Raw genomic sequence first — 19,853 nt, 5'->3', positions numbered from 1 at the left:
CCGCTGCGGTGCCGTCTCAGCGGAGAGCTGAACTGCCCGGTGGAGCATCCAGGGCAAGGTGGACCGACTCGCAGGCAGGACGGGAGCAGCGGACGCTGTCAGGCGATGAACAGGGCTCCGAGGAGCAGCAACAGCAGCACGGGAAGACTCTGAACCTGGACAAGGGCGATCGGCAGGCCGAGGGGCATGGACGGATCCAGGCTCGCGGCCAGCACTCCCCCGGCAAGCAGACCCAGGCAGAGCAGCCCGAAACTCCAGCCGAGGGAAACCAGGAATCGGCCGTTGCGGCGCTGCAGGTTGAGCACGGTGACCAGGGTGGCCAACGACAGGATCAGCTCGGCCGGCGGGGAACTGAGCGCGAACAACAGCACCAGCAGGACACCGGTACTGGCGAGTGGGAACCAGAGCTCGCGGCCGCTGGCCAGCTGCAACGACGGAAGCGAGGGCCACGAGAGGCCCGGCCTGGGGAGTCCCCCCATCGGCAGCTGGGGCAGGCGGGGCAGGGAGGGACCGGACGAGCCTGCAGGGGTCGGGGGTTTGGACTGCTCCCGCTGGGAGGCACTACGGGCGGCGGTGCTGACGCGCCCCTGCTGCCGTTCCCGCAGACGGTTCATCAGGATCGTGTCGTAGGCGGCTTCGACACGGGCACGAGCCATCGGGTCATCCCCGAGCTCGCTGAGGCGCTGTTGTCGTGCCGCCTGCACGTCATCGAAGGAGGCATCGAGCGCAACGCCGAGCTGCTGATAGGGATCCGAGCCGGAGGCCCGGGCCGGATCGGGGGTGGGATCACTGCCTTGGTTCATGTGCCGAGCGTACCGAGCTTCCCTCAGAAAAGGGGCTCGCTGCGGCGATATCCACCTTCCTGCTGCAGATGCCGCCGGCAGGCCTCGGCCTCAGCTGCGGGGAGGCGCAGCCGTCGCTTGAGAAGCGGCATCTGGGGCGGCAGGTGGCTGCCTTCCCGCACTTCCACCTCGGCGGTGTCGTCACTGCCGGCGGAGGACAGAAAGCGGACGTAATCACAGCCGCCATCACTACGGGGGCGCACCAGCCAGAGCGGGGTCGGACTGGGGGCATGGGGCATCACGGCCATCGAAGCCTGCGGCGTGACGAAATGTTGCTCTCATTGTGGCGCCGTCAGCCAGCCAGCGTGAGACCGCGACCCCGGCAAGGCGCTGACCAGTGACGCGGTGGTGGGACTCCCCGGCCGCTGCTGGAGGCAGCCGCAGCAGGGACTCGCACGACTCCTGCCGTGCTGGCAGCGAACCGGGTGCGAGGACAGGTGGCGTCCCATGATCACGGATCTGCTCCCTGCGCTGCGTTGCTCCGCCGATCAGGGCAGGTCGCCGAGGCAGGGCCATGGGGCCACAGCCAGTAGCCCTCTGGAACGTCAGCCCCGACGGCGTCCGCCATGGTTCAGCAAGGCAAGCCCGCGCCGGTTGTCTAGAGCGCGATCGGCTCAACTCCGCTGACCACCGGGGCGACAGCGCGCAGTTCCAGGTCCGGGTGATCTTCCTGCAGCTGATTGAGGTTCCAGTCGTTGCGGAAGAGCAACACCGGCCGGTCCCAGCAGTCGCGCACGGTGCGGCAGTTGAACACCCGACCGACCTTCTCCAGCGCCGGCCAACCACCGATCACCCAGCGGGCGACGCTGAACTCCATCGGCTCCAGTCGGGTCTTGACGCCGTATTCGTTCTCGAGGCGGTATTGCACCACCTCCAGCTGCAGCTGACCCACCGCCGCCAGGATCGGATCGCGCTTGCTGGGATCGGTGTCATAGAGCACCTGCACGGCTCCCTCCTCACGCAGTTCGTTGACGCCCTTGCGGAAGCTCTTGAAGGCCGAGGGGTTGGGATTGCGCAGCCAGGCGAAGATCTCGGGGCTGAAGCAGGGAATCCCCTCGAATTCCACCTTCGGACCCACATAAAGGGTGTCGCCGATGGCGAACATGCCGGGGTTGTTGAGGCCGATCACATCACCTGGATAGGCGTCCTCCACCACCTCGCGATCCTGGCCAAACAGCTTCTGGGGCCGTGACAGGCGGATCGTGCGACCGCTGCGGGCGTGGCGCACGTTCATGTCCTTCTCGAAGCGGCCGGAGCAGACGCGGACGAAGGCGACCCGGTCGCGATGACGCGGATCCATGTTGGCCTGCAGCTTGAACACGAAGCCGCTGAATTCCGGCCGCAGTGGTTCGACAAGCCCCTCTGCTGCAGGACGGGCGGTGGGTTGCTGGGCGAGATCCAGAAAGGCGTCGAGAAAGGGACGCACCCCGAAGTTGGTCATCGCCGAACCGAAGAACACGGGGCTGAGATCACCGCTGTGCACCAGCTCCAGATCCAGTTCGGCGCCGGCACCCTCCAGCAGCTCGAGCTCCTCGAGGGCCTGATCGAGCAGGTCGTCCTCAACCGCGCCGGAACGGCGTGCCTCCTCGACGCTGAGAACCTTCTCGGCGGCCTGTCTGCCGCGCTCAGCGCGATCAAACAGGATCACCTGATGGCTGCGGCGATCGATCACGCCGCGGAAGCGATCGCCGCTGCCGATCGGCCAGTTCACCGGCCAGCAGGCCAGGCCCAGTTCCTGTTCGATCTCATCGAGCAGTTCGAGCGGATCGCGGCCGGGGCGATCCATCTTGTTGATGAAGGTGAAGATCGGGATGCGCCGCATGCGGCACACCTCGAACAGCTTGCGGGTCTGGGGTTCGAGACCCTTGGCGGCATCCTCGAGCATCACCGCGTTGTCGGCAGCGGCCAGGGTGCGGTAGGTGTCCTCCGAAAAGTCCTGGTGGCCTGGGGTGTCGAGCAGGTTGAGGGTGCAGCCGGCGTAGTCGAACTGCAGCACGGTGGAGGTGATCGAAATGCCCCGCTGCTTCTCCAGCTCCATCCAGTCGGAGGTGACGCGGCGCTGATCGCCCTTGGCCTTCACCGCTCCCGCCTGCTGGATGGCCCCGCCATAGAGCAGCAGCTTCTCGGTGAGGGTGGTCTTGCCGGCATCGGGATGGGAGATGATCGCGAAATTGCGTCGGCGAGCCACCGCCTCCACCAGCGCTCCCAGGCCTGCCTCAGCAGCTGCAGACGCATCAGCGACGCCGTCACTGCGGAGTTGGGAGGCGCCGGCGCTCTGGAGGGTGTCGTTCATGGACCCAGCCTGCCAGCCGGCCCGATCAGGCTGCTGGCAGAGATGGTGACAGCTCAGTCGAGCTGACCGCTTACATCCAGATAGCGATCCTCTACCGCCTGCACGCGCAGGCAGCTCAGGCCGGCCTGTCGCAGTTGCTCCTCCACCTCGTCCGGCCGGAAGGCAGCCTGCAGCGAAGCGCGGTAATCCCGCTGCAGCACGGCCGGAGCGGCACTGACATGACGGGCGACGAGAGCCTCCAGCGCCGCGGGACTGTCGGGTCGACGCAGATCACGCACCACCACAAGGCTGCCGGGGGCTCCCAGCTCCCGCACAGCCCTCCAGAGCACCTCCGGCTGATGCAGATGGTGCAACAAGCTGTTGCTGATCAGCAGCTGAAACGGGGGCTGAAACGGCAAGGGCAGGCCCGACAGCACCCCGTCCTCCAGCGGCAGGCAGGCCTGCAGAAAGCGCAGCCCAGGCCAGCGACCGGGCTCGGCCTGCTGACGCCGCAGGGCGGGCGCCAGCATCGCGGCGGCGCCGTCGATCGCCAGCAGAGGCCGCGATGGCAGGGCTTCGGCCAGACGAAAGCTGATGTTTCCGGGCCCGCAGCCCAGATCCACCACATTCTTCACGGACAGGGAACTGACCTGGAGCCGCTGCAGGATGGCCTCCACCAGGGCCTGATCGGTGCGCGAGAAGTCCGCTTCGGCATAGGCGAGCGCCTGCTGCGCTTCGTCCATCAGTTCCGGTTCGGGACGGCGTTGCATCGGAGCGGAGCGGGACACGCCTGACAGCATCGTGCGGAGCCCGGCGGAGCGAGGCGAGGCCAGGTCCCCCGCCTGCCTCGGGGGTCGCCGGCAGCGGCCGTTCTGGTGCCCCCACCAGCTGCCTGCCCCCGTCACTGGTGGTCATGGCGTCTTGCAGCCCCTACCTGTGGCGTTTATGGTTCTCGTCACGCGCTGTGAGCTGAACGTGACCCTGACTCCCTCCCGTACCGCTGCAGACCCGTCGCTCGCGGCCACGCAGCAGCCCACAGAGGCTCTGCCTTCAGCTGGAGCTGCCCCGCAGAACGCCGTTGATTTCCCTGCCTCGGCACCAGCGGCCAACCCCGTCTTCTACAGGACCTACAGCAGACGGTCGGCCCAAGGTCGAGAGAGCTGGCAGGAGGTCTGCGAACGCAGCCTGGCGGGGCTGCGCAAACTCGGTGATCTGACCACCTCGGAAGTGGAACTGCTGCGGCGCATGCACATGCAGCAGAAGGCTCTCCCCTCCGGCCGCTGGCTCTGGATCGGAGGCACCGACTGGATCGAGAATCCTCAGAATTTCTCCGGTGCCTACAACTGCACCTCCACCAATCTGGTGGACTGGGAAGCCTTCGCCCTGATGATGGATCTGGCGATGATGGGCTGCGGCACCGGCGCCATCATCGAGCCGCATCTGATCTCCCGGCTGCCGGTGGTGCGCAACCAGCTGCAGGTGACGATCGTGCAGGACATCGGTCTCACGCCGCCAGGTGAGCGCCAGCAGATCACGAGTCACACGATCGAGGGACAGCGCGTCTCCATCAAGGTGGGCGACACCCGCCAGGGCTGGGTCGAGAGCTACCGGCTGCTTCTCGAGCTCTGCAGCGACAGCCGCTTCAACGGGACCGTCGAGGTCCTGGTCGATCTCGGCGACGTGCGCCCCGTCGGCGAGAAGCTCCGCGGCTTCGGAGGTGTGGCCAACCCCGTCAAGCTCCGCGATCTCTATGGTCGCGTTGCCCAGATCCTGGCGAAGGCTCAGGGCCGTCAGCTCACCTCGGTGGAGTGCTGCCTGCTGATCGATGAAGCAGCGGTCACCATCGTGGCCGGCAACATCCGCCGCAGCGCCGGCATGCGCCAGTTCGATGCCGACGACAGCGCCGCCGCCGTGGCCAAGGACAACCTGTGGCAACAGGACGACGAGGGTAACTGGCGCATCGATCCAGAACGTGATTCGCTGCGGATGGCGAATCACACCCGCGTCTATCACGTGCGTCCGTCACGTCAGGTGGTGCTGGAGGCGGTCACCAAACAGTTCCATTCCGGTGAAGGCGCGATCCAGTTCGCCCCGGAAGCCCTGGCGCGCGCCAACGCCGATCTGCTGAGCACAGCAGAACTGCGCCAGAGCTTCATCCATGTCTACTGCGGTCAGGGACGTGAACAGGCCGGCGAGTGGCTGATGCGGCTGAAGCCAGGGATGAAGGCGCCTGAGCTTGAGCATCGCCTCGGCCGCTACGGACTCAATCCCTGCGGCGAGATCATCGGCGCCGATTTCCACTGCAACCTCGCCGAAGTTCATCTCAACCGCATCGATCCCCACGATGAGCGTGACCAGGAAGACGCCTTCCGGGCCGCGGCGCTGTCAGTGGCCTGTCTCCTGAACCATCGGTTCGAGGTGCAGCGTTACCGCCAGAGCCGTGACTGGGATCCGATCGTCGGGGTGAGCTTCACCGGCTTGTTCGACTTCTTCGTGCATGCCTTCGGGACGCCCTGGCTGCAATGGTGGGAGGCGGGCCGTCCCGACAGCGAAGAGGGACGCGCCTTTCGTGAGGGAGAGGCCCGTTATCTGAGCCGCTGGAAACAGATCGTCCATGAAGCGGTCTGGGACTACTGCGATCGCCATGGCCTGCACCGCCCGAATCGCTGTACCACCGTCCAGCCCGCAGGCACCAAGAGCCTGCTCACCGGAGCCTCTCCAGGCTGGCATCCGCCCAAGGCACAGCGATTCATCCGACGGATCACCTTCCGCAAGAATGATCCAGTTGCCCTGGCCTGCCTGGATTACGGCTACACGATCGTGCCCTCCCAGTCGGATAAGGATGAGCAAGGGCGCCTGCTGGATGACCCGTTTGATCCCCGCTGCAGTGAGTGGCTTGTGGAGATCCCCACGGAGGTGAGCTGGGCCAATCTGCCTGGAGCCGACCGCGTGGAAATCAATCATTTTTCATCGCTGGCTCAGTTCGATTTCTACATGCAGGTGCAGAAGCATTACACCGCCCACAACACATCAGCTACGGTTGAATTCCGTGACCATGAGATTGAAGGCTTGGCGGATGCGATTCATCGCGCCATCGAATGCGATGAAGGCTATATCTCAGCCGCCCTGCTCGCACGATTCGATGCCAACGCCACGTTCCCACGGCTGCCCTTTGAGCCGATCGATCATGCCACCTATGAGCACCTTCAGGCTGAGGTGATCAAGCGCCGCCAGCAGGAGAATTTCTTCGAGGCGCTGGCTCGTTATGACGGCGGCGAACTGCTGGAGGCAGGCCCAGCCGGTTGCGATTCGGATAAGTGCCTGCTGCCACTGGCCGCACCGGAAGGCGGGGCGACGACGTAGCAGTTGCGCCCGCGCCGCTTGGCCACAAAGAGAGCCTCATCAGCACGACGGAAGGTGTCCGCATAGGTTTCACCTTCCTCGTGCTCGGCCACTCCCATGCTGACGGTCAACGTGACCATCTCCTGTTCATAGGGAATCCTCGAGGAACGCACAGATTCCAACAGACGTTCAACGATTCGTTCTGCCTCAGTAAGGCTTGCTTGGTTCATCAGACCAAGGAATTCTTCGCCACCCCAACGCGAACAGACATCGGCACTTCGAAGATTCTCGCGGAAGACCCTGGCGAGCTCAACCAACATGCGGTCACCAAAGTCGTGACCATAGGTATCATTAATCAATTTGAAGTGATCAGCATCAATCACGACCATTGAGTAAGGAATGCCCTGCTTGGCAAATTGCAGATCAGCCTGCCTGCAGCAGTCCATCATCAGCCGACGATTGGCGATGCCAGTCAGAAGATCATGGGTTGAAGCTTCTCGCAATGCCACATTCAGATCCTTGAGCATCGACTGATAGCGATCCGAGATGCGCAACACACGCTCCAGCAGCCGGATCTGACGGTCGTAGCGCTTGGCGAGATGCAGCGTGTTCTCACGCGCAGCCTTCTGATAGCGATCAGAGAGCTCCGTGATGCGCTCCAGTCTGTCCAACTGGGAATTCATGGCTTCCCAAAGATCTTGCAAGGCAAGCCGGCACGGATGCCCCTGATACTTCTCGTCGGCGAGAAGTTCCAGAATCTGCGCTTCCAGCGCGTCATCAAGATTGCGAGGAAGAGTCACAGTTCAGGACGGGACGTCGAGAGCCACTATATCGAAGGGGAAAGTATAATCTTCTTTGAATTCTTCCCCCAACTCGGAAGCGCGTGGATTACGGTTGTCATACAGCCAGCGAACACTGACTTCTTTCCCTTCGCTGCTGGCATCCTGCAGGAGATCGAAAATATCAATCATGGCACGAATGCTGCTGGTGTTGAGATAACTCAAATGCAGCTCAAGGGTCAGCGGATCAGCAGTGGCATTGAGAAAGCGCTCCGTCCACGCAATGACCTGCGCAAAAAACTCGTACGTGTTTTCAGGATAAGATTCGCCGCTCATGCGCAAGCATCCCTGTTCCCAGTCCGTGCTGACACTGGGGCTGAACTGCGTGGCCTCCAGGGTCAGATCGTAGGCGTCGCTGCTGGCCATTGGTTTTCAGATCACCGCACGCAGACTGAAGAAGACCTTGCCCTCAGGGCCCTCATCCAATGTAGCTTGCAGAGGTGCGCTGGACTTGCGGGCCATTTCGATCAGCCCAAGTCCAGCTCCACTGGGCTGACCAGCCTCGCGAGGAAGTCGCAGCTGCTGCTTGTAAAGTGCTTTGAGCTCAATCTTGTCAAGCAGGGAGAGTTCGCGAATCTTCTTCAGCAAGACTTCACCATCCTGGCGCTCCACAAGGTTGCCGGCCGAAACGGTGTAATGCCCACCATCTGTTTCAGCGATCACGACAGTGGCGGCCGCGGAGAGATCATCGTATCCCATCCTGCTGGCATAATGACGGATGTTCTGGCTCATCTCAATATAAACGCTGAACACGTCCATCGCCGCCGACTGGTGGACCTGTGTCGACGAAATGTGATCCTTGAGGGCAATACCGATCTCGCCGATCAGAGTGCGTGAAATTGGCCCATTGAAACAGATGAGAATGCGCTGGCCGCTGAAGAAGTCACGCAGGGAGGCGAGGCTGTCCGATGCTGAGTTCACGTCAGATGAAAGCAAAAGAAGAAAGCAAAAGAATCAGTCAAACCGAAATGACAGGATTGTGATGTCGTCCCTCTGAGGATAGTCACCACGGAATTGAGCCAACGACTCCGCAAAAGCCTGCCGCTGATCAGAGAGCGGCTTGCGCGCATGTTCCAGCAGCCAGCCGGTGAAGCGCTCATGTCCGACGGCGAAACCATCCTCCCCGCCTGACTGATCAAGATATCCATCGGTCGTCAGATAGTAAGTGAAGCCGGACAGGAGCGGCAGATCATGATCACGATAGCTGCCGCGGCGACGGTCGCAGAGGGCCCTCTGATCACCGCCCAGGCTGTTGAGCTCAATGCCGTCGCTCCAGAAGAGTGAGATACGAGCACCGGCAAAGCGCAGCCTGCGAGCCGTGAAATCCAGAAGCACCAGCCCCATATCCATGCTTGTGGCGATCGAACGGGTCGCCTGGTCATCACTGAGGATCTCGCGGAGCGAGCTGTCGATCGTATGCAGAACAGCGGCCGGGGAGGTGATGCCTACCTCCTGGATTGCACGGTCCACCCCCACCCGCGCCATCATCGTCATCATGGCTCCGGGAACACCATGGCCTGCGCAATCGGCGACTCCAGTGAGGCAGCGACCACCGTCACTGTGAAACAGATAATAATCGCCACCCACAATATCCTTGGGTTCCCAAAGCACGAAATGGCGTTCTCCAAAGGTCTTCCTCAACAAATGATCGGGGAGAATCGAGCGCTGGAGAATGCCGGCGTATCGAATTGAATCGGCGATCTGCTTATTCGCATGGCGCAACTGCTCATTGGAGCGATCGAGATCGTTATAAGCAGAACGCATGTTAGTCAGCACCATGTTGAAGGCCATGGCCAATTGGTGCATCTCGTCGTCATGTTGCACCGTCAGCAAGGCTTCACTGTCGCCCGACTCGATGCGTCTCGCCTGACGCGCCATCAGAGCGAGTGGCCGGATCACACGCGTGTCGATGATGCGAAAGGAGAGCAGCGCCAGCACTGCCAGCAGAATCGTGAGCAACAGCGCCAGATAATCCGAAGCGCTTGTATCCCCTTCCTGCAGCTTCGCAGCCGACACCACGATGAGATAGGCCAGCACCCCCCCATTGATCAGGGTGATCAAGGTGAAGGTGGCCTGAATCGACACCTGCCCCCTCTGGCGCAGCAGCGCCTGGATCCATCTGCGTAGCTTCCATCGCTGGGCGTTCATCATTCTCCCTGGGGGTGGATCTGCAGGCACTGCGGCACAAAGGCAACATCCTCGTCTCGCGGGCCTGCAGCCGTGGCGTGAGGGAAACGGACTGGAACACGTGGCACCATGACAAGAAGGATCCCGGTCTCCTGCATCGGCACGGACGAACCCAGATTGAACACAAGACGCCTGCCTGGCCAGCCATTCGCCCGTGACGTTCAGTCATGAATCTTCGCAACAAAGCCTCCCTCGCGCTGCTGGCGCTGGTGCCTGTCTCGGTGGCGGCTGAAGTGCTCCACTGGGGTCAGGGCGCCTTGTTTCTCAGCTCCGCTCTCGCGATCGCGCCGCTGGCGATCTGGTTGAGCACCGCCACGGAAGAACTGGCCATCGCCCTGGGGCCGACCCTGGGTGCCCTGCTGACGGCGGTGTTCGGCAACGCCAGCGAACTGATCATCGGCCTGACTGCCCTGAAAGCGGGCCTGGTGGAGATCGTCAAGGCCAGCATCACGGGGACCCTGATCGCCAATCTGCTCCTGGCACTGGGCCTTGCCTTTCTGGTGGGTGGCATCGGCAGGCAGGAACAGCAGTTCCAGCCCACCGTGGCGCGCGTCAACGGTTCCCTGATGACCCTCGCAGTGGTGGCAATCCTGATTCCCACCATCAATCACCTTGGACTGGCCGGCGAGCTGCCTGTCTCCGAGGCCGCGGAGCAGGGCTTCTCCCAGTTCGTCGCCTGGTTGCTGCTGCTGGTCTATGGGCTCACCCTGCTGTTCTCTCTGGGAACCCACCGCAGCCTCTACGAAGCCGCTGAAGCGGAGATGGACGCCGACTGGGACGAAGGCGACGAAGCACAACACAAGCCCAGGCTGTTGCCATGGCTGATGGTTCTGATGAGCGCCACCGCAGCGCTGGCCTACGAGTCGGAGCTGTTCGTGGGGGTGCTGGAGCCCGTCACCCAGTCCCTCGGCCTGAGCGCCGTGTTCACCGGCGTGGTGCTGCTGCCCTTGCTCGGTGGTGTCGCCGAATTCATCACCTGTATTTCTCTGGCCCGGCGCAACAATGTGGACCTCTCGGTGTCGGTGGCACTCGGCTCCACCCTGCTGGTGGCCCTGCTGGTGGTGCCCCTGTTGGTGCTGCTCTCACCGCTGCTCGGCCATCCCCTGACCCTGAGGCTGAGCGTCGCCGAGTTGCTCGCGGTGATCACCGCCGTGGTGGTCAGCAATCTGGTGACCCTCGACGGACGGTCCAACTGGCTGGAAGGTGTGTTGCTGGTAGCGACATACATCATCCTGGGTGCCGGATTCGCGCTCCAGTCGGGGCCTCTCGTCTGACCTGCCGATGACCCCCAACAGCCGAAGCGGTGATGGTGACAAGGGTGTTGCAGCGATCGTCCCGCTGGCGATGCCCCCTGGCCCGTTGCGGTCACTGCCGCTCTGGGCACGCTCACCACGCGCCACCAGCGTGCAGTTGCTCGGCCTGATCGGACTGGCCCTGGCCGCGCAGTTGCTGCAGTGGACCCCACTGCTGCTGGGGTCGGGACTGGCTCTGCTGGCGCTCTCCCTGCTGGTGCTCCTTCCACCGCTGCTGAACAACCTGCAGCGCCGCCTGGACGACCCAACCGTGCTGCGGATCGTGGCGACCGCCGGCCTGCTGCTTGCCGGGGTCGTCGTCACCGCGGAGCTGGGTTGGCTGGAGCCCTACCTGTCCCTCTGGCAGGAACGGAACTGGGAAGCGATCGGGGCCATTGGCGAGGGGGTCATCGGAGCATTCGGACAGATCCTGGTGGCGATGGTGGCCCTGCTGATCGCCTGGCAGCAGGTGCGGGTGGACCAACGTCTCACCGGCCAGCAGAACGTGATCACCCAGGCCCAGACGATTGACAACCTGATCCAGGGCATCAGTGAACTGATCGTCGATGAGGAAGGGCTGCTGGAGGATTGGCCCCTGGAGCGGATGCTGGCGGAGGGGCGGCTGGCCGCGGTTCTCAGCAGCATCGACGCCCAGGGCAAGGCCAGGGTGCTGCGCTTTCTCTCGCATGCGCTCCTGCTGAGCCCTCTGCGACGCGATGCCCGGCTTGGCCGCGCGATTCTCGACGGGCTTGGCGGCTATGAACTCGATTGGCAGAGCGGTGTCGCCGTGGTGCGACTGCATTCCATGCTGCGAGGCACGGATCTCAGTCGCTGCGATCTGCGGGGTGTCGATCTGCACGGAACCGATCTCCGTGGCGTGGATTTCAGCGGGACAGACCTCAGCGACGCCAATCTGGCGGGAGCCGATCTCACGGGGGCGATCCTCGACCGCTGCTGCCTGGACGGGACCCTGCTGTTTTTCGGCCGAGCCCAGACGGCCACACCCATCCATCCCGAGCGGCCCAGGGATCTGGTCACCGGCGGCGGAAGCGGAGCCATCGTGGTCGATGCCTCCTTCCGAGGCATCCGTCGACTCGATCCTCAACAGCACTACTACCTGGCCAGCTGGAGCGGAACCCGCAGCCGGGCGACGCTGCCGGGAGGATGCCGCGGCATCGCCAATCAGCTGGTGCAGCCCCCACCGAGCGCTGAACCACACCCCTGATCACTGGCTCCTCGACCAACCGGAGTCCTCGCTGCGCCGGGGGCGGGCATGGGATCATGGCTGAGCTGATTCGGTGCCAGCACCAACCAGCGTCTGGAGAGGTGGTCGAGTGGTTGATGGCTCCGGTCTTGAAAACCGGCGACCCGCAAGGGTCCGTGGGTTCGAATCCCACCCTCTCCGTTCAGTGAAAGCCTGAGATCTCAGACAGCATCAGGGATCTGGACTGAGGCTCGCAAGCTAACTTTCCCGATCCTTCGCGTCATGTCGCGTCGTTGCGCGTGGTAAAACGGCTCACAACCGGCTCACGTGTGCCGTGCTCGATCTGGCCCCCACCAACGCCGCCCTCCGAGAGCGGGGCCTCCGCATGCTGGTCGAGCAGCGTCGTCAGTCCCTCTTCATCCGCGGCACCTTCCCCGACGCAGATGGCTCACGGCGGCGCAGGTACATCTCCCTCGACCTCAAGGCCGTCCCGGCGAACCTCGTCACCGCTGAGCTCCGCTGTCTGCAGCTCCACGGCGCCATCGAGGCCGGCACCTTCCCGGCAGCGTTGCCCTGGGCGACACCCGCGGCACGCCCGTCCTCGGGGGACTCCCCCGAGAGCGACGCCCCCATGTCCTGCGGCGCCGCGATCCACTCCTTCGAAGTCGCCTACTGGCAGAGCCGCCCCCGCAACTCCGCCTCCGAACGCACCTGGGAACGCATCCACCTCGAGCTGCGCCGCCTCCCCCCAGCTCTGCCCTGCACGCTCGAAACGCTCCTCCGCACGATCACGTCCACCGAGCCCGGCACCCGCACTCGGGTGGAATGCTGCAAGGTGCTGAAGCGCCTGGCGCGCCACCTGGGTCTGCCCGGCAACCTCGAGCGCATCAGCGAGCTCCAAGGCAGCTACGCGCCGGCCGAACGCACCATCCCCGAGGACGACACCATCACCGCCCTCCTCGACGCCCTCCGCCCCACGAAATGGGGCTGGTGCTACGCCGCCCTGGCCACCTTCGGCTGCCGTCCCGCGGAGATCCCCTCCCTGGTCATCCACGACGACGGCACCGCCGAGGTGCTCACGATCAAGCGCCGCAACCGAGCCCCAGCCCTACGCACCTGCTTCGCCCTCCCCCGAGCCTGGATCGACCGCTACGCCCTCGGGGACATCTCCATCCCGGCCGAGACTCGTTGGACTCATCCCGAGGACTACGACTCCGCCCGGGCCAAGCGCTTCGTCGACGCCTGGCGCCACAGCCGCCGCGCCAAGGACATCGCTCCGATCTTCGCGGAGCTCCTCCCCGACTTTGACCTCTACGACCTCCGCCACCGTTGGGCCATCCGCAGCATCGAGGCCTGCAAGCCCCTCACCCTCTGCGCCCGCGCCCTCGGTCACAGCGCCGCGGTCCACGAGCAGACCTACCACCGCCACATCCAGGCCAGCGACCTCCGCCGCGCCATGGCCACCGAGAGCGTGTGACAAGCTTCGAGCAAACATCCGTCGCTTACGGTCCGAGCGAAAAGTCCGTACGTTTCGTGAAGACGCGAACGCAGCCGGGCCATGTCTGATGCCGATCTCGGGGATGCCATTCTCAGAGAACTCAAACAGATCAACACTCGGCTTCATGCCCTGGAGAGACACGTCCCAGTAGCAGCAGTGGCATGGCTGACTCCAGCAGAAATGAGCCGGATCGTGGGAGTAACACCAAGAACGCTTCAGAACTATATCAGCCAAGGCAGACTCTCACAGCGAAGTTTCAAGCGAAATAAACGCGGGAAGTCGTTCACGTATCGATATCACCGCGAGCACACCCTGACTGAACTCGGACTGAACCGCGGTTGAATCTGGGGCCATAGGGCGAGATGCAGTTGCGATGCAAGCTCACATGGTGCAATCATTTAACCAAGACAAGAACAGGTTTGCCCTAGGACATGGCAGCCAGACGACCGAGTTCCTGCTGGCAGAATGGGATTGGTGTGACATATGAGCCGTGCCAAGACGAGGAGGCCCGCATCTGATCGCAAAGGCCGAAAGGCAGGCGAAGGTGATCGCTTTGCGCCGTGATTCACGCTTAACGATGCGGGAGATTGCAAAGAAGACAGGCTGCTCTCGCGAAACAGTGAGAAGGGATATCAATTTATATCTGACAAAACTCGATGCTGCCTGCATCGAGGGCGCCGCTGCACTTAGGGCCGAGGAATATGAGCGACTTGACAACATTGCCTCAAAACTTGATCAAGCCATTGCCAGTGGCGATCTCTCGCAGGTGCCATCAGCATTAAAGGCCTCCTCTGAAATCAGAAAGTTATATGCACTTGATGTCCAACCACTGGGCCGGACTGAACTCGTACTACGTCGATCGGTGATCACCGAGATCGCGACAAAACTCCGCGATCAGCTTTCACCTGAAGTCTTCGCTGAAGTTGCCACCTGCCTTGTCTCTGATGAGCCTCTCTCGATCCTCGACGGCGTCGCTGTCAACACTGGTGAGCTCGGAGATGCGCCGCCAGTTGCGGCAGATTGACGGAGGAGCCCACACCCGCGCCCTGCGCAAGGCTCTGGAGCAGCGGCGCAGAGCGGCCAACGCCCGCGAGGTGGACATCGACCAGCCGCTCGCCTGGTGGCGGCCGTGCGACACCGTTGCGCATGCCAGGTGGCTCGCGGGCCCAGTGCCTGAACCCGTGCTCTATGACGCCCTGACCCCGACCAGGCAGTGGCCAGCAGGACAGCCTGTGGGCTTGATCACCCAGGGGCACGAACACACCGCCTGGATCCGGGCCACAGGCCCCCATTTCGCCCCTCGCTGGCTCACTGGTGACATGCACCGTCGCCTGGTCAGCCCCACCGAGCTGACCTTCCGCGACCCCCGTGAGATCTGGCGCGACCCATGGCACCTCCAGCTCGCCCTCGCCCTGCTCAGCGCCGACAACGACAGACGCTGCGCCTGGCTTCGGAATCCGAACCCCGAGACCGAGCCGGCGCTTGCTGACCTCCTCGTCCTCGCCCAGGAGGAGCTGGCACCTCGCGAGGTGCCCTTGCACCCACCTGGACCAGCGCCGACCACCCAGGCCCCGCCTGACCCCTTCCCGCGGCGCGCATGGACCGTGGCGGAGCGCGACCGGATGCGGGCCCAAGCTCATGACGGGACGATCGAGGTTCTCGCCCTGCGGGATTGAGCACACATGAAGCGGCGCTCTCAGTAGGACAAGGAACGACGCCCTTATTGAGAATCAACAAGTGCCCGGACTCCGCCCCGAGTGCTCAGGCCCGTTGAGAACGATCGCCCAGCCTCGCCGCTTGTCCTTCTCTAGTATTCGACAAGCTCCGAGGTCGCCCATGCCCAAGACAAACGGCAACGGCCAGGCACGGGTGCTGACCCCTGATGAGCTCGATCAGCTGATGGAGGCCGCTCCATCGCTCGAGCACCGAGCGCTATGGGCGGTGATGCGCTTCAGCGGTTCGCGCGTCACCGAAACCCTTCGCCTGCATTGGGGCGCCATCCACAGCGATCGGATCGTGTTCGAGGCGACGACCACCAAGACCAAGCGCACCCGCGAGCCCTTGATGGGCGAGCGCCTGAGAGCCGAGCTCGATCGGTACCGACAGCACTGGGAGCAGCGACATGGCCGCGAAGCCCGCAACGGCGCCCTGCTGTTCCTTAGCCCGAACTCGGAGACACAGCCGATGACGCGCCAAGCTGCCGATCTGGCACTTAGGAAGACTCTGAAGGTTCTTGGATCACACATAGCCTCAGGAGTTTCGCTGCACTCCTTCCGGCGCTCATTGGCAACAACAATGGCCCAAAGGGGGGCATCCCTGCGAACCGTGCAGCGGTTTACAGGGCATGCCTCCCTCGGTCAACTACAGCAATATATCGACGTTTCCGAATCAGACGAAGCGGCTGCTCTTGCATTGATTAATGGTTGATAATAAATTTAGGAATGAGCTCTAGCGGTGCAATTGGTCACCCCCAATCGACCTCGCCCCAGTTGTCGAGCTCGTAGCGGAGGACGGGTTTCTCCTTTACCTGTGCCGGAATGTCGCTAATTCGGGCCTGGTCGCTCGAAACCCCTGTCCTGGACCGGTTTTCGGGCATCGTATTTAACGACACGCCCTCGGTGGTGTCGCTTGTGTCGTTAATTGCCGGCCCCTCCCCCGAGGGCGTTGGCGAGGCCACTTGAGTCACCCCGTTCTCGGTGGGCAGCGACACGGTCCTCGTCCCACCGGTCTCGGGCGAGATCTGGGCTGACTTAACGACACACCCCTCCTCAGGGGCATTTAACGACAAACCCGTGTCGTTAATTAGATCGCCCTCGGGGACTGGGATCTCAAGGTTTTCCACAGACTTAACGACAGAATTTGCCTCGTATATAGAAGAGGCCACCTCGAAGAGGGGTTCAGGCCTCCCCTTCCCCACCGAGGTCTGAGACCCTGGAGACACCACGAGGCCGGCCCCTACCCAGGCCTTCAGCCACCGCTGCACCGTCCTGGCGGACACGTGCGCCCCCTGGCCCCGGCGCCCCGACAGCCGGCTGTTGAGCTCGTACCGCAGCTCCTTCACCGTCAGCGGCCCCGACGCCTCCTTGAGGATCCCGAGGACGAGCGTCCGCGGAGTCTCGTCGCCCTGGCCCCGGTTGTCCCGCTTCACGGTCGGCGTGAGGTCTTCCAGGCTCAGGGCCTCCTCGATGTCCTCCCGCACCAGGAACCGGTCCCCACCCCGCATGCCCCGGCTCTTGTCGATCTCCAGGATCAGCGCGTGGTCCCCGAACTCCGCCCGCTCCTCATCCGAGAGCTCCTTCAGGTGCCAGGTCTCATGCACCGCATTCCGCAGCGTGTCCGTCCCCCGGAACCCCGTCCCATCCTTCTTGTCGTGGTGGATCCACAGGAACGTCGTCGCCGGGAACGCCGTCCCGTTCTCCCGCGCCAGCCGATACAGCGTCGTCGCGTACTCCTTCTCGTACTCCTTGGCCGCGATCATCGTGCTGACTGACGTCAGCGAGTCAATCACCACCAACACCGGCTTGTGCTCGTTCAGCCACCGCAGCAGCACTTTGTACTGGCTCTGCTGCCACTGCGGCTTGAACTTCATCCACCGATCTGGCCCCGACGTATCGATCCCCTGCTGATCGAAGTACTCGGCGTAATCCGTCATCGACATGTCGTTGCCGATGAACAGCACATTCCCCGAGAGCGTCGGCTGCACCTCCAGCCCCCGCACCCTCATGGTCTGCTGCTGGCCCACGATCTTCGAGATCAGCACCGCCAGCCGCGTCTTCCCGAGGCCGCCCCGGGCGTGCAACATGATCGAGCTGGGCCGCGACACGAAGTCCGGGATCAGGTAGTCCCGCTGCCCCCGGCACTTCTCCTGCCAGTCGGCCTCGTCCAGCTCCTGCTGCTCATGCAGCATGAACCGCTCCAGCGCCGCCCTCACCTGGGGCCCCGACCGATACACGTTCATCAGGCCGGCGTCCCGCACCAGCTCCATCAGGTGGTAGTCCCCGAGCTCGGCGTTCTCGAACGAGTCCTCGATCTTCAGCGCCGCGGAGAAGAACTCATGCCCCGTCAACCGGCGCAGCGGCACCTCCTGGTTCTTGACCGTCGACGCCCGGGCGTCCTCCGGGTAGTTGAACCCGAGGGCCGTCGCGATCTCCGCCACATAGACCTCCAGGTCCGGGCCTTGGGGCCTCTCCGCATGCAGGTTGTTGACCCGCACCTTGTGGATGAAGTCCAGGACGTCCCCGCCCACGCCGCACGCCTTGCAGTCCCAGCACCCCGAGTCCGGCGAGTACTGGAATGACGTCCCGCTCTTGCCCCCATGCCAGGGGCACCCGGACATCCGCTGCGGCTTGGCTCCATCCCGTTCCCGCCACCCATAGGCGTCGAACGTCTCGTGCCGGAACACCAGCTCCTCGAGCCGGGGCCTCAGCAGGGCCTGCACCTCCTCCTTGAAGAACCAGCCCCGGATCTGCCGCGACGGAATCGCCGTCTCCCCGAGCTCGGCATCCAGAGCCTTCTGATCGGCATCGCTCAGCCACTGCACCGGCTTTCGGAAGCCCCGGAGGATGTCCAGGAGCCACTCCGGCGCCAGGGCCACCTTGCCCTCGTTGTAGTTGAGGAACCGATACCGCATGCCCGTGCTCGGGTGCGGCGACCCCGGCACCACGCTCTGGCACTGGTTGAAGCGGAGGACCACCTCCTCGTACTCGGCGTCGCCGTCCTTCTGGGCCTCCTGCTGTGCGTTGCGGTCCGTGTCCCCGTTCCCCAGGTGCCACTCCCCGTCGGCGCGCAGGATCAGCGTCTTGACGTGTCGCAGCTCCGGCACCACCGAGGCCGGCACCCGATAAAGGATCTGCCGCCGCCCCGGCCGCCCTGAGGTCCACGACATCGTGCTCTCCTCCCCAGGTGCCTCGTAGGCCTCGCCCACCGAAGCCTCGTACCGGTCATCGGCGCTCAGCCCATCGATGTCCAGCGCGATCAGGCCCCCCGAGAACTCCCCGGTGACCACCCCGAGCCCGCGATAGGCCTGTTTCGTCTTGTATTCGAGGATGCACTGCTCCTTGGTCAAAGGCTTCGTTGACCACTCTTTAACGAACGTCGCTTTTCCTGCTACCGGAATGAACGTCCACCACTCAGGAAATACGCCAGAACGCAATAAGTCAATTGCCCTTCCCTCAATTTGGGGGGAAGCATTGTCGGGAGAGGAGTTGGCCATGTAAGATAGGACGGATGTACCACCGGACCCGCGGGCCTGCTCGCCGACTTGAGCGGGCCTTCTTGCTTGATGTGTCCGGTCATCTACAACTTACGGAGATCGCCATGCGGGCTCCTGGCGATAATGAAGTGTCAAGATATCGTGTCATAGCACTAAACAGAGAGTTCTTGCTACTGCTTTTTGCCTGTTACGCGAAGACGCCTTCTAGTCGCGCCTCTACTAGCATTATCGACAGCAGGCTTCTAAGTCATTGCCGCGGCTGACTCGCAACAGGAAAAGCGCTGCTCGGCAAATGAATCAATGAATGGGCAGTGTATTTGCATAAAGATCACCACCCCTCCCTCCCGTCAGGCTCGCAAACCAAATCAGAGCGCCTGATCTACATACATTTTCCTATTGCGGGTGGAAATGATATGCGCCCTGGATGTTGCGTTGACTGGCGCATCTGTCGCCTCTCTGGCTATGACTTGCTTCCGGCGAGTTGCTTGACGTTCGCGACCCTTACCCCTTACCTTTCTCTCAACCGCTCAGGCAGGACTGCGCCGCAGTCGCTCACCCTCAGCGGCCAGGCCCCCAGCCATTGCGGCCGGGTCGATTGCATCTCTTCTCTTCTATTGACTGCGCCGAACAGGCGCCGAGCCTATGCACTTCCGCTGAGCGGCTGCTTTGCCGCGCCAAATTATAGAAACGCTTCCCCGGCGGCCACACGGATTCGGTCCTGTTATGAGGACTGTTGACGTCAACCGGTAGGTGCAAGTGAGAGGGCCAGGCGCTCTGCGTCTGGGTCAGGGACATGCGGTCCCCGTGGCGCTCTCACTCGGCCAAGTGGATCAGGGGGTGAGCGGGCAGACGAGGGGTGGCCGCGATTGGCACGGCTCCCCGAGGACGGATCACGCCGGTGCGGCCCCCTTGTGGGCTCGGAATCTACAGGCGTCCCGTGGCTGAGCTGCCCCAGCGTTCCGGAACTTGAATCCGGCTGAATAGAAGCGCAGGACAGTATCAATAGACGCCAAGTCTTCCTCCTGCGGGGCCTTGCGGCCCTGACGCGCTGTGCACCCCGTGTGCCAACTCGTCGCAGCCAGTGCAACTCTGGCTTCCAGTCTCTGGACGTGACTGAAAAGAAGGGCAAGAACACCCGACGAATACCGTCCCCAACCCAATCCAC

General features: G+C 63.3%; 17 protein-coding genes and 1 tRNA gene. 9 read left to right on the top strand and 9 right to left on the bottom strand.

Going from position 1 to position 19,853, the window contains the following annotated elements; all coding sequences use genetic code 11:
- Positions 1–98 precede the first annotated feature (98 nt).
- The 4 genes from H8F25_RS02140 to H8F25_RS02125 all read right to left on the bottom strand — a co-directional run bounded on the left by H8F25_RS02140 (position 99) and on the right by H8F25_RS02125 (position 3,884).
- The gene (locus H8F25_RS02140; RefSeq protein ID WP_197211814.1) at positions 99–803 is read right to left on the bottom strand and encodes a CPP1-like family protein; all 705 of its coding nucleotides are present in this window, start codon (positions 801–803) and stop codon (positions 99–101) included.
- Positions 804–826: 23 nt separating this feature from the next.
- Positions 827–1,081 carry a DUF1651 domain-containing protein gene (locus tag H8F25_RS02135; RefSeq protein ID WP_197213337.1) on the bottom strand — a complete coding sequence of 85 codons (255 nt, stop codon included), beginning with the start codon at positions 1,079–1,081 and terminating at the stop codon, positions 827–829.
- A gap of 359 nt (positions 1,082–1,440) precedes the next feature.
- Positions 1,441–3,135, bottom strand: coding sequence for a peptide chain release factor 3 (locus H8F25_RS02130; RefSeq protein WP_197211813.1), 1,695 nt, complete (start codon positions 3,133–3,135; stop codon positions 1,441–1,443).
- A gap of 53 nt (positions 3,136–3,188) precedes the next feature.
- Positions 3,189–3,884 (bottom strand): trans-aconitate 2-methyltransferase, encoded by a 696-nt coding sequence (locus tag H8F25_RS02125; RefSeq protein WP_197211812.1) that lies wholly within the window; start codon positions 3,882–3,884, stop codon positions 3,189–3,191.
- A 175-nt stretch (positions 3,885–4,059) separates the two neighbouring features.
- Here H8F25_RS02125 and nrdJ point away from each other — a divergent pair, with 175 nt between their 5' ends.
- Positions 4,060–6,477: a ribonucleoside-triphosphate reductase, adenosylcobalamin-dependent gene (nrdJ, locus tag H8F25_RS02120; protein ID WP_197211811.1), complete on the top strand. Its 2,418-nt coding sequence runs from the start codon at positions 4,060–4,062 to the stop codon at positions 6,475–6,477.
- Here the strand turns inward: nrdJ and siaD are convergent.
- The 4 genes from siaD to H8F25_RS02100 are packed head-to-tail and all read right to left on the bottom strand — an operon-like array spanning position 6,378 to position 9,443.
- On the bottom strand, positions 6,378–7,256 hold the full coding sequence (siaD, locus tag H8F25_RS02115; protein ID WP_197211810.1) for a biofilm regulation diguanylate cyclase SiaD: 879 nt from the start codon (positions 7,254–7,256) through the stop codon (positions 6,378–6,380). The genes nrdJ and siaD overlap by 100 nt on opposite strands.
- Positions 7,257–7,259: 3 nt before the next feature.
- Positions 7,260–7,661, bottom strand: a complete 402-nt coding sequence (siaC, locus tag H8F25_RS02110; protein WP_197211809.1) for a biofilm regulation phosphoprotein SiaC — start codon at positions 7,659–7,661, stop codon at positions 7,260–7,262.
- A gap of 6 nt (positions 7,662–7,667) precedes the next feature.
- Positions 7,668–8,216, bottom strand: coding sequence for a biofilm regulation protein kinase SiaB (gene siaB / locus H8F25_RS02105; RefSeq protein WP_197211808.1), 549 nt, complete (start codon positions 8,214–8,216; stop codon positions 7,668–7,670).
- 33 nt (positions 8,217–8,249) lie between these two features.
- Complete coding sequence (locus H8F25_RS02100) at positions 8,250–9,443, bottom strand: SpoIIE family protein phosphatase (protein ID WP_231597005.1); 1,194 nt, start codon at positions 9,441–9,443, stop codon at positions 8,250–8,252.
- 206 nt (positions 9,444–9,649) lie between these two features.
- Here H8F25_RS02100 and cax point away from each other — a divergent pair, with 206 nt between their 5' ends.
- The 8 genes from cax to H8F25_RS02060 all read left to right on the top strand — a co-directional run bounded on the left by cax (position 9,650) and on the right by H8F25_RS02060 (position 15,903).
- On the top strand, positions 9,650–10,756 hold the full coding sequence (gene cax / locus H8F25_RS02095) for a calcium/proton exchanger (RefSeq protein ID WP_197211806.1): 1,107 nt from the start codon (positions 9,650–9,652) through the stop codon (positions 10,754–10,756).
- A 7-nt stretch (positions 10,757–10,763) separates the two neighbouring features.
- Positions 10,764–11,999, top strand: coding sequence for a pentapeptide repeat-containing protein (locus H8F25_RS02090; protein WP_231597004.1), 1,236 nt, complete (start codon positions 10,764–10,766; stop codon positions 11,997–11,999).
- 95 nt (positions 12,000–12,094) lie between these two features.
- Positions 12,095–12,179: transfer RNA gene (locus H8F25_RS02085), tRNA-Ser, on the top strand.
- 133 nt (positions 12,180–12,312) lie between these two features.
- The gene (locus tag H8F25_RS02080) at positions 12,313–13,455 is read left to right on the top strand and encodes a hypothetical protein (protein ID WP_197211805.1); all 1,143 of its coding nucleotides are present in this window, start codon (positions 12,313–12,315) and stop codon (positions 13,453–13,455) included.
- 81 nt (positions 13,456–13,536) lie between these two features.
- Entirely contained in the window at positions 13,537–13,818 is a 282-nt protein-coding gene (locus H8F25_RS18075) for a helix-turn-helix domain-containing protein (protein ID WP_197211804.1), read from the top strand.
- A 202-nt stretch (positions 13,819–14,020) separates the two neighbouring features.
- Entirely contained in the window at positions 14,021–14,500 is a 480-nt protein-coding gene (locus tag H8F25_RS02070) for an HTH domain-containing protein (protein ID WP_231597003.1), read from the top strand.
- Complete coding sequence (locus H8F25_RS02065; protein WP_197211802.1) at positions 14,475–15,152, top strand: hypothetical protein; 678 nt, start codon at positions 14,475–14,477, stop codon at positions 15,150–15,152. The genes H8F25_RS02070 and H8F25_RS02065 overlap by 26 nt, the downstream gene beginning before the upstream one ends.
- A gap of 160 nt (positions 15,153–15,312) precedes the next feature.
- Complete coding sequence (locus tag H8F25_RS02060) at positions 15,313–15,903, top strand: tyrosine-type recombinase/integrase (protein ID WP_197211801.1); 591 nt, start codon at positions 15,313–15,315, stop codon at positions 15,901–15,903.
- Between the two features lie 37 nt (positions 15,904–15,940).
- Here the strand turns inward: H8F25_RS02060 and H8F25_RS02055 are convergent, their stop codons facing one another.
- Entirely contained in the window at positions 15,941–18,688 is a 2,748-nt protein-coding gene (locus H8F25_RS02055; protein WP_197211800.1) for a bifunctional DNA primase/polymerase, read from the bottom strand.
- Positions 18,689–19,853: the final 1,165 nt, after the last annotated feature.

The sequence above is a fragment of the Synechococcus sp. CBW1004 genome, assembly GCF_015840715.1.
Taxonomy (GTDB): Bacteria; Cyanobacteriota; Cyanobacteriia; order PCC-6307; family Cyanobiaceae; genus Cyanobium.
The sequence above is the reverse complement of the archived record's forward strand: the minus strand, read 5'-3'. Positions and strand labels throughout refer to the sequence as shown.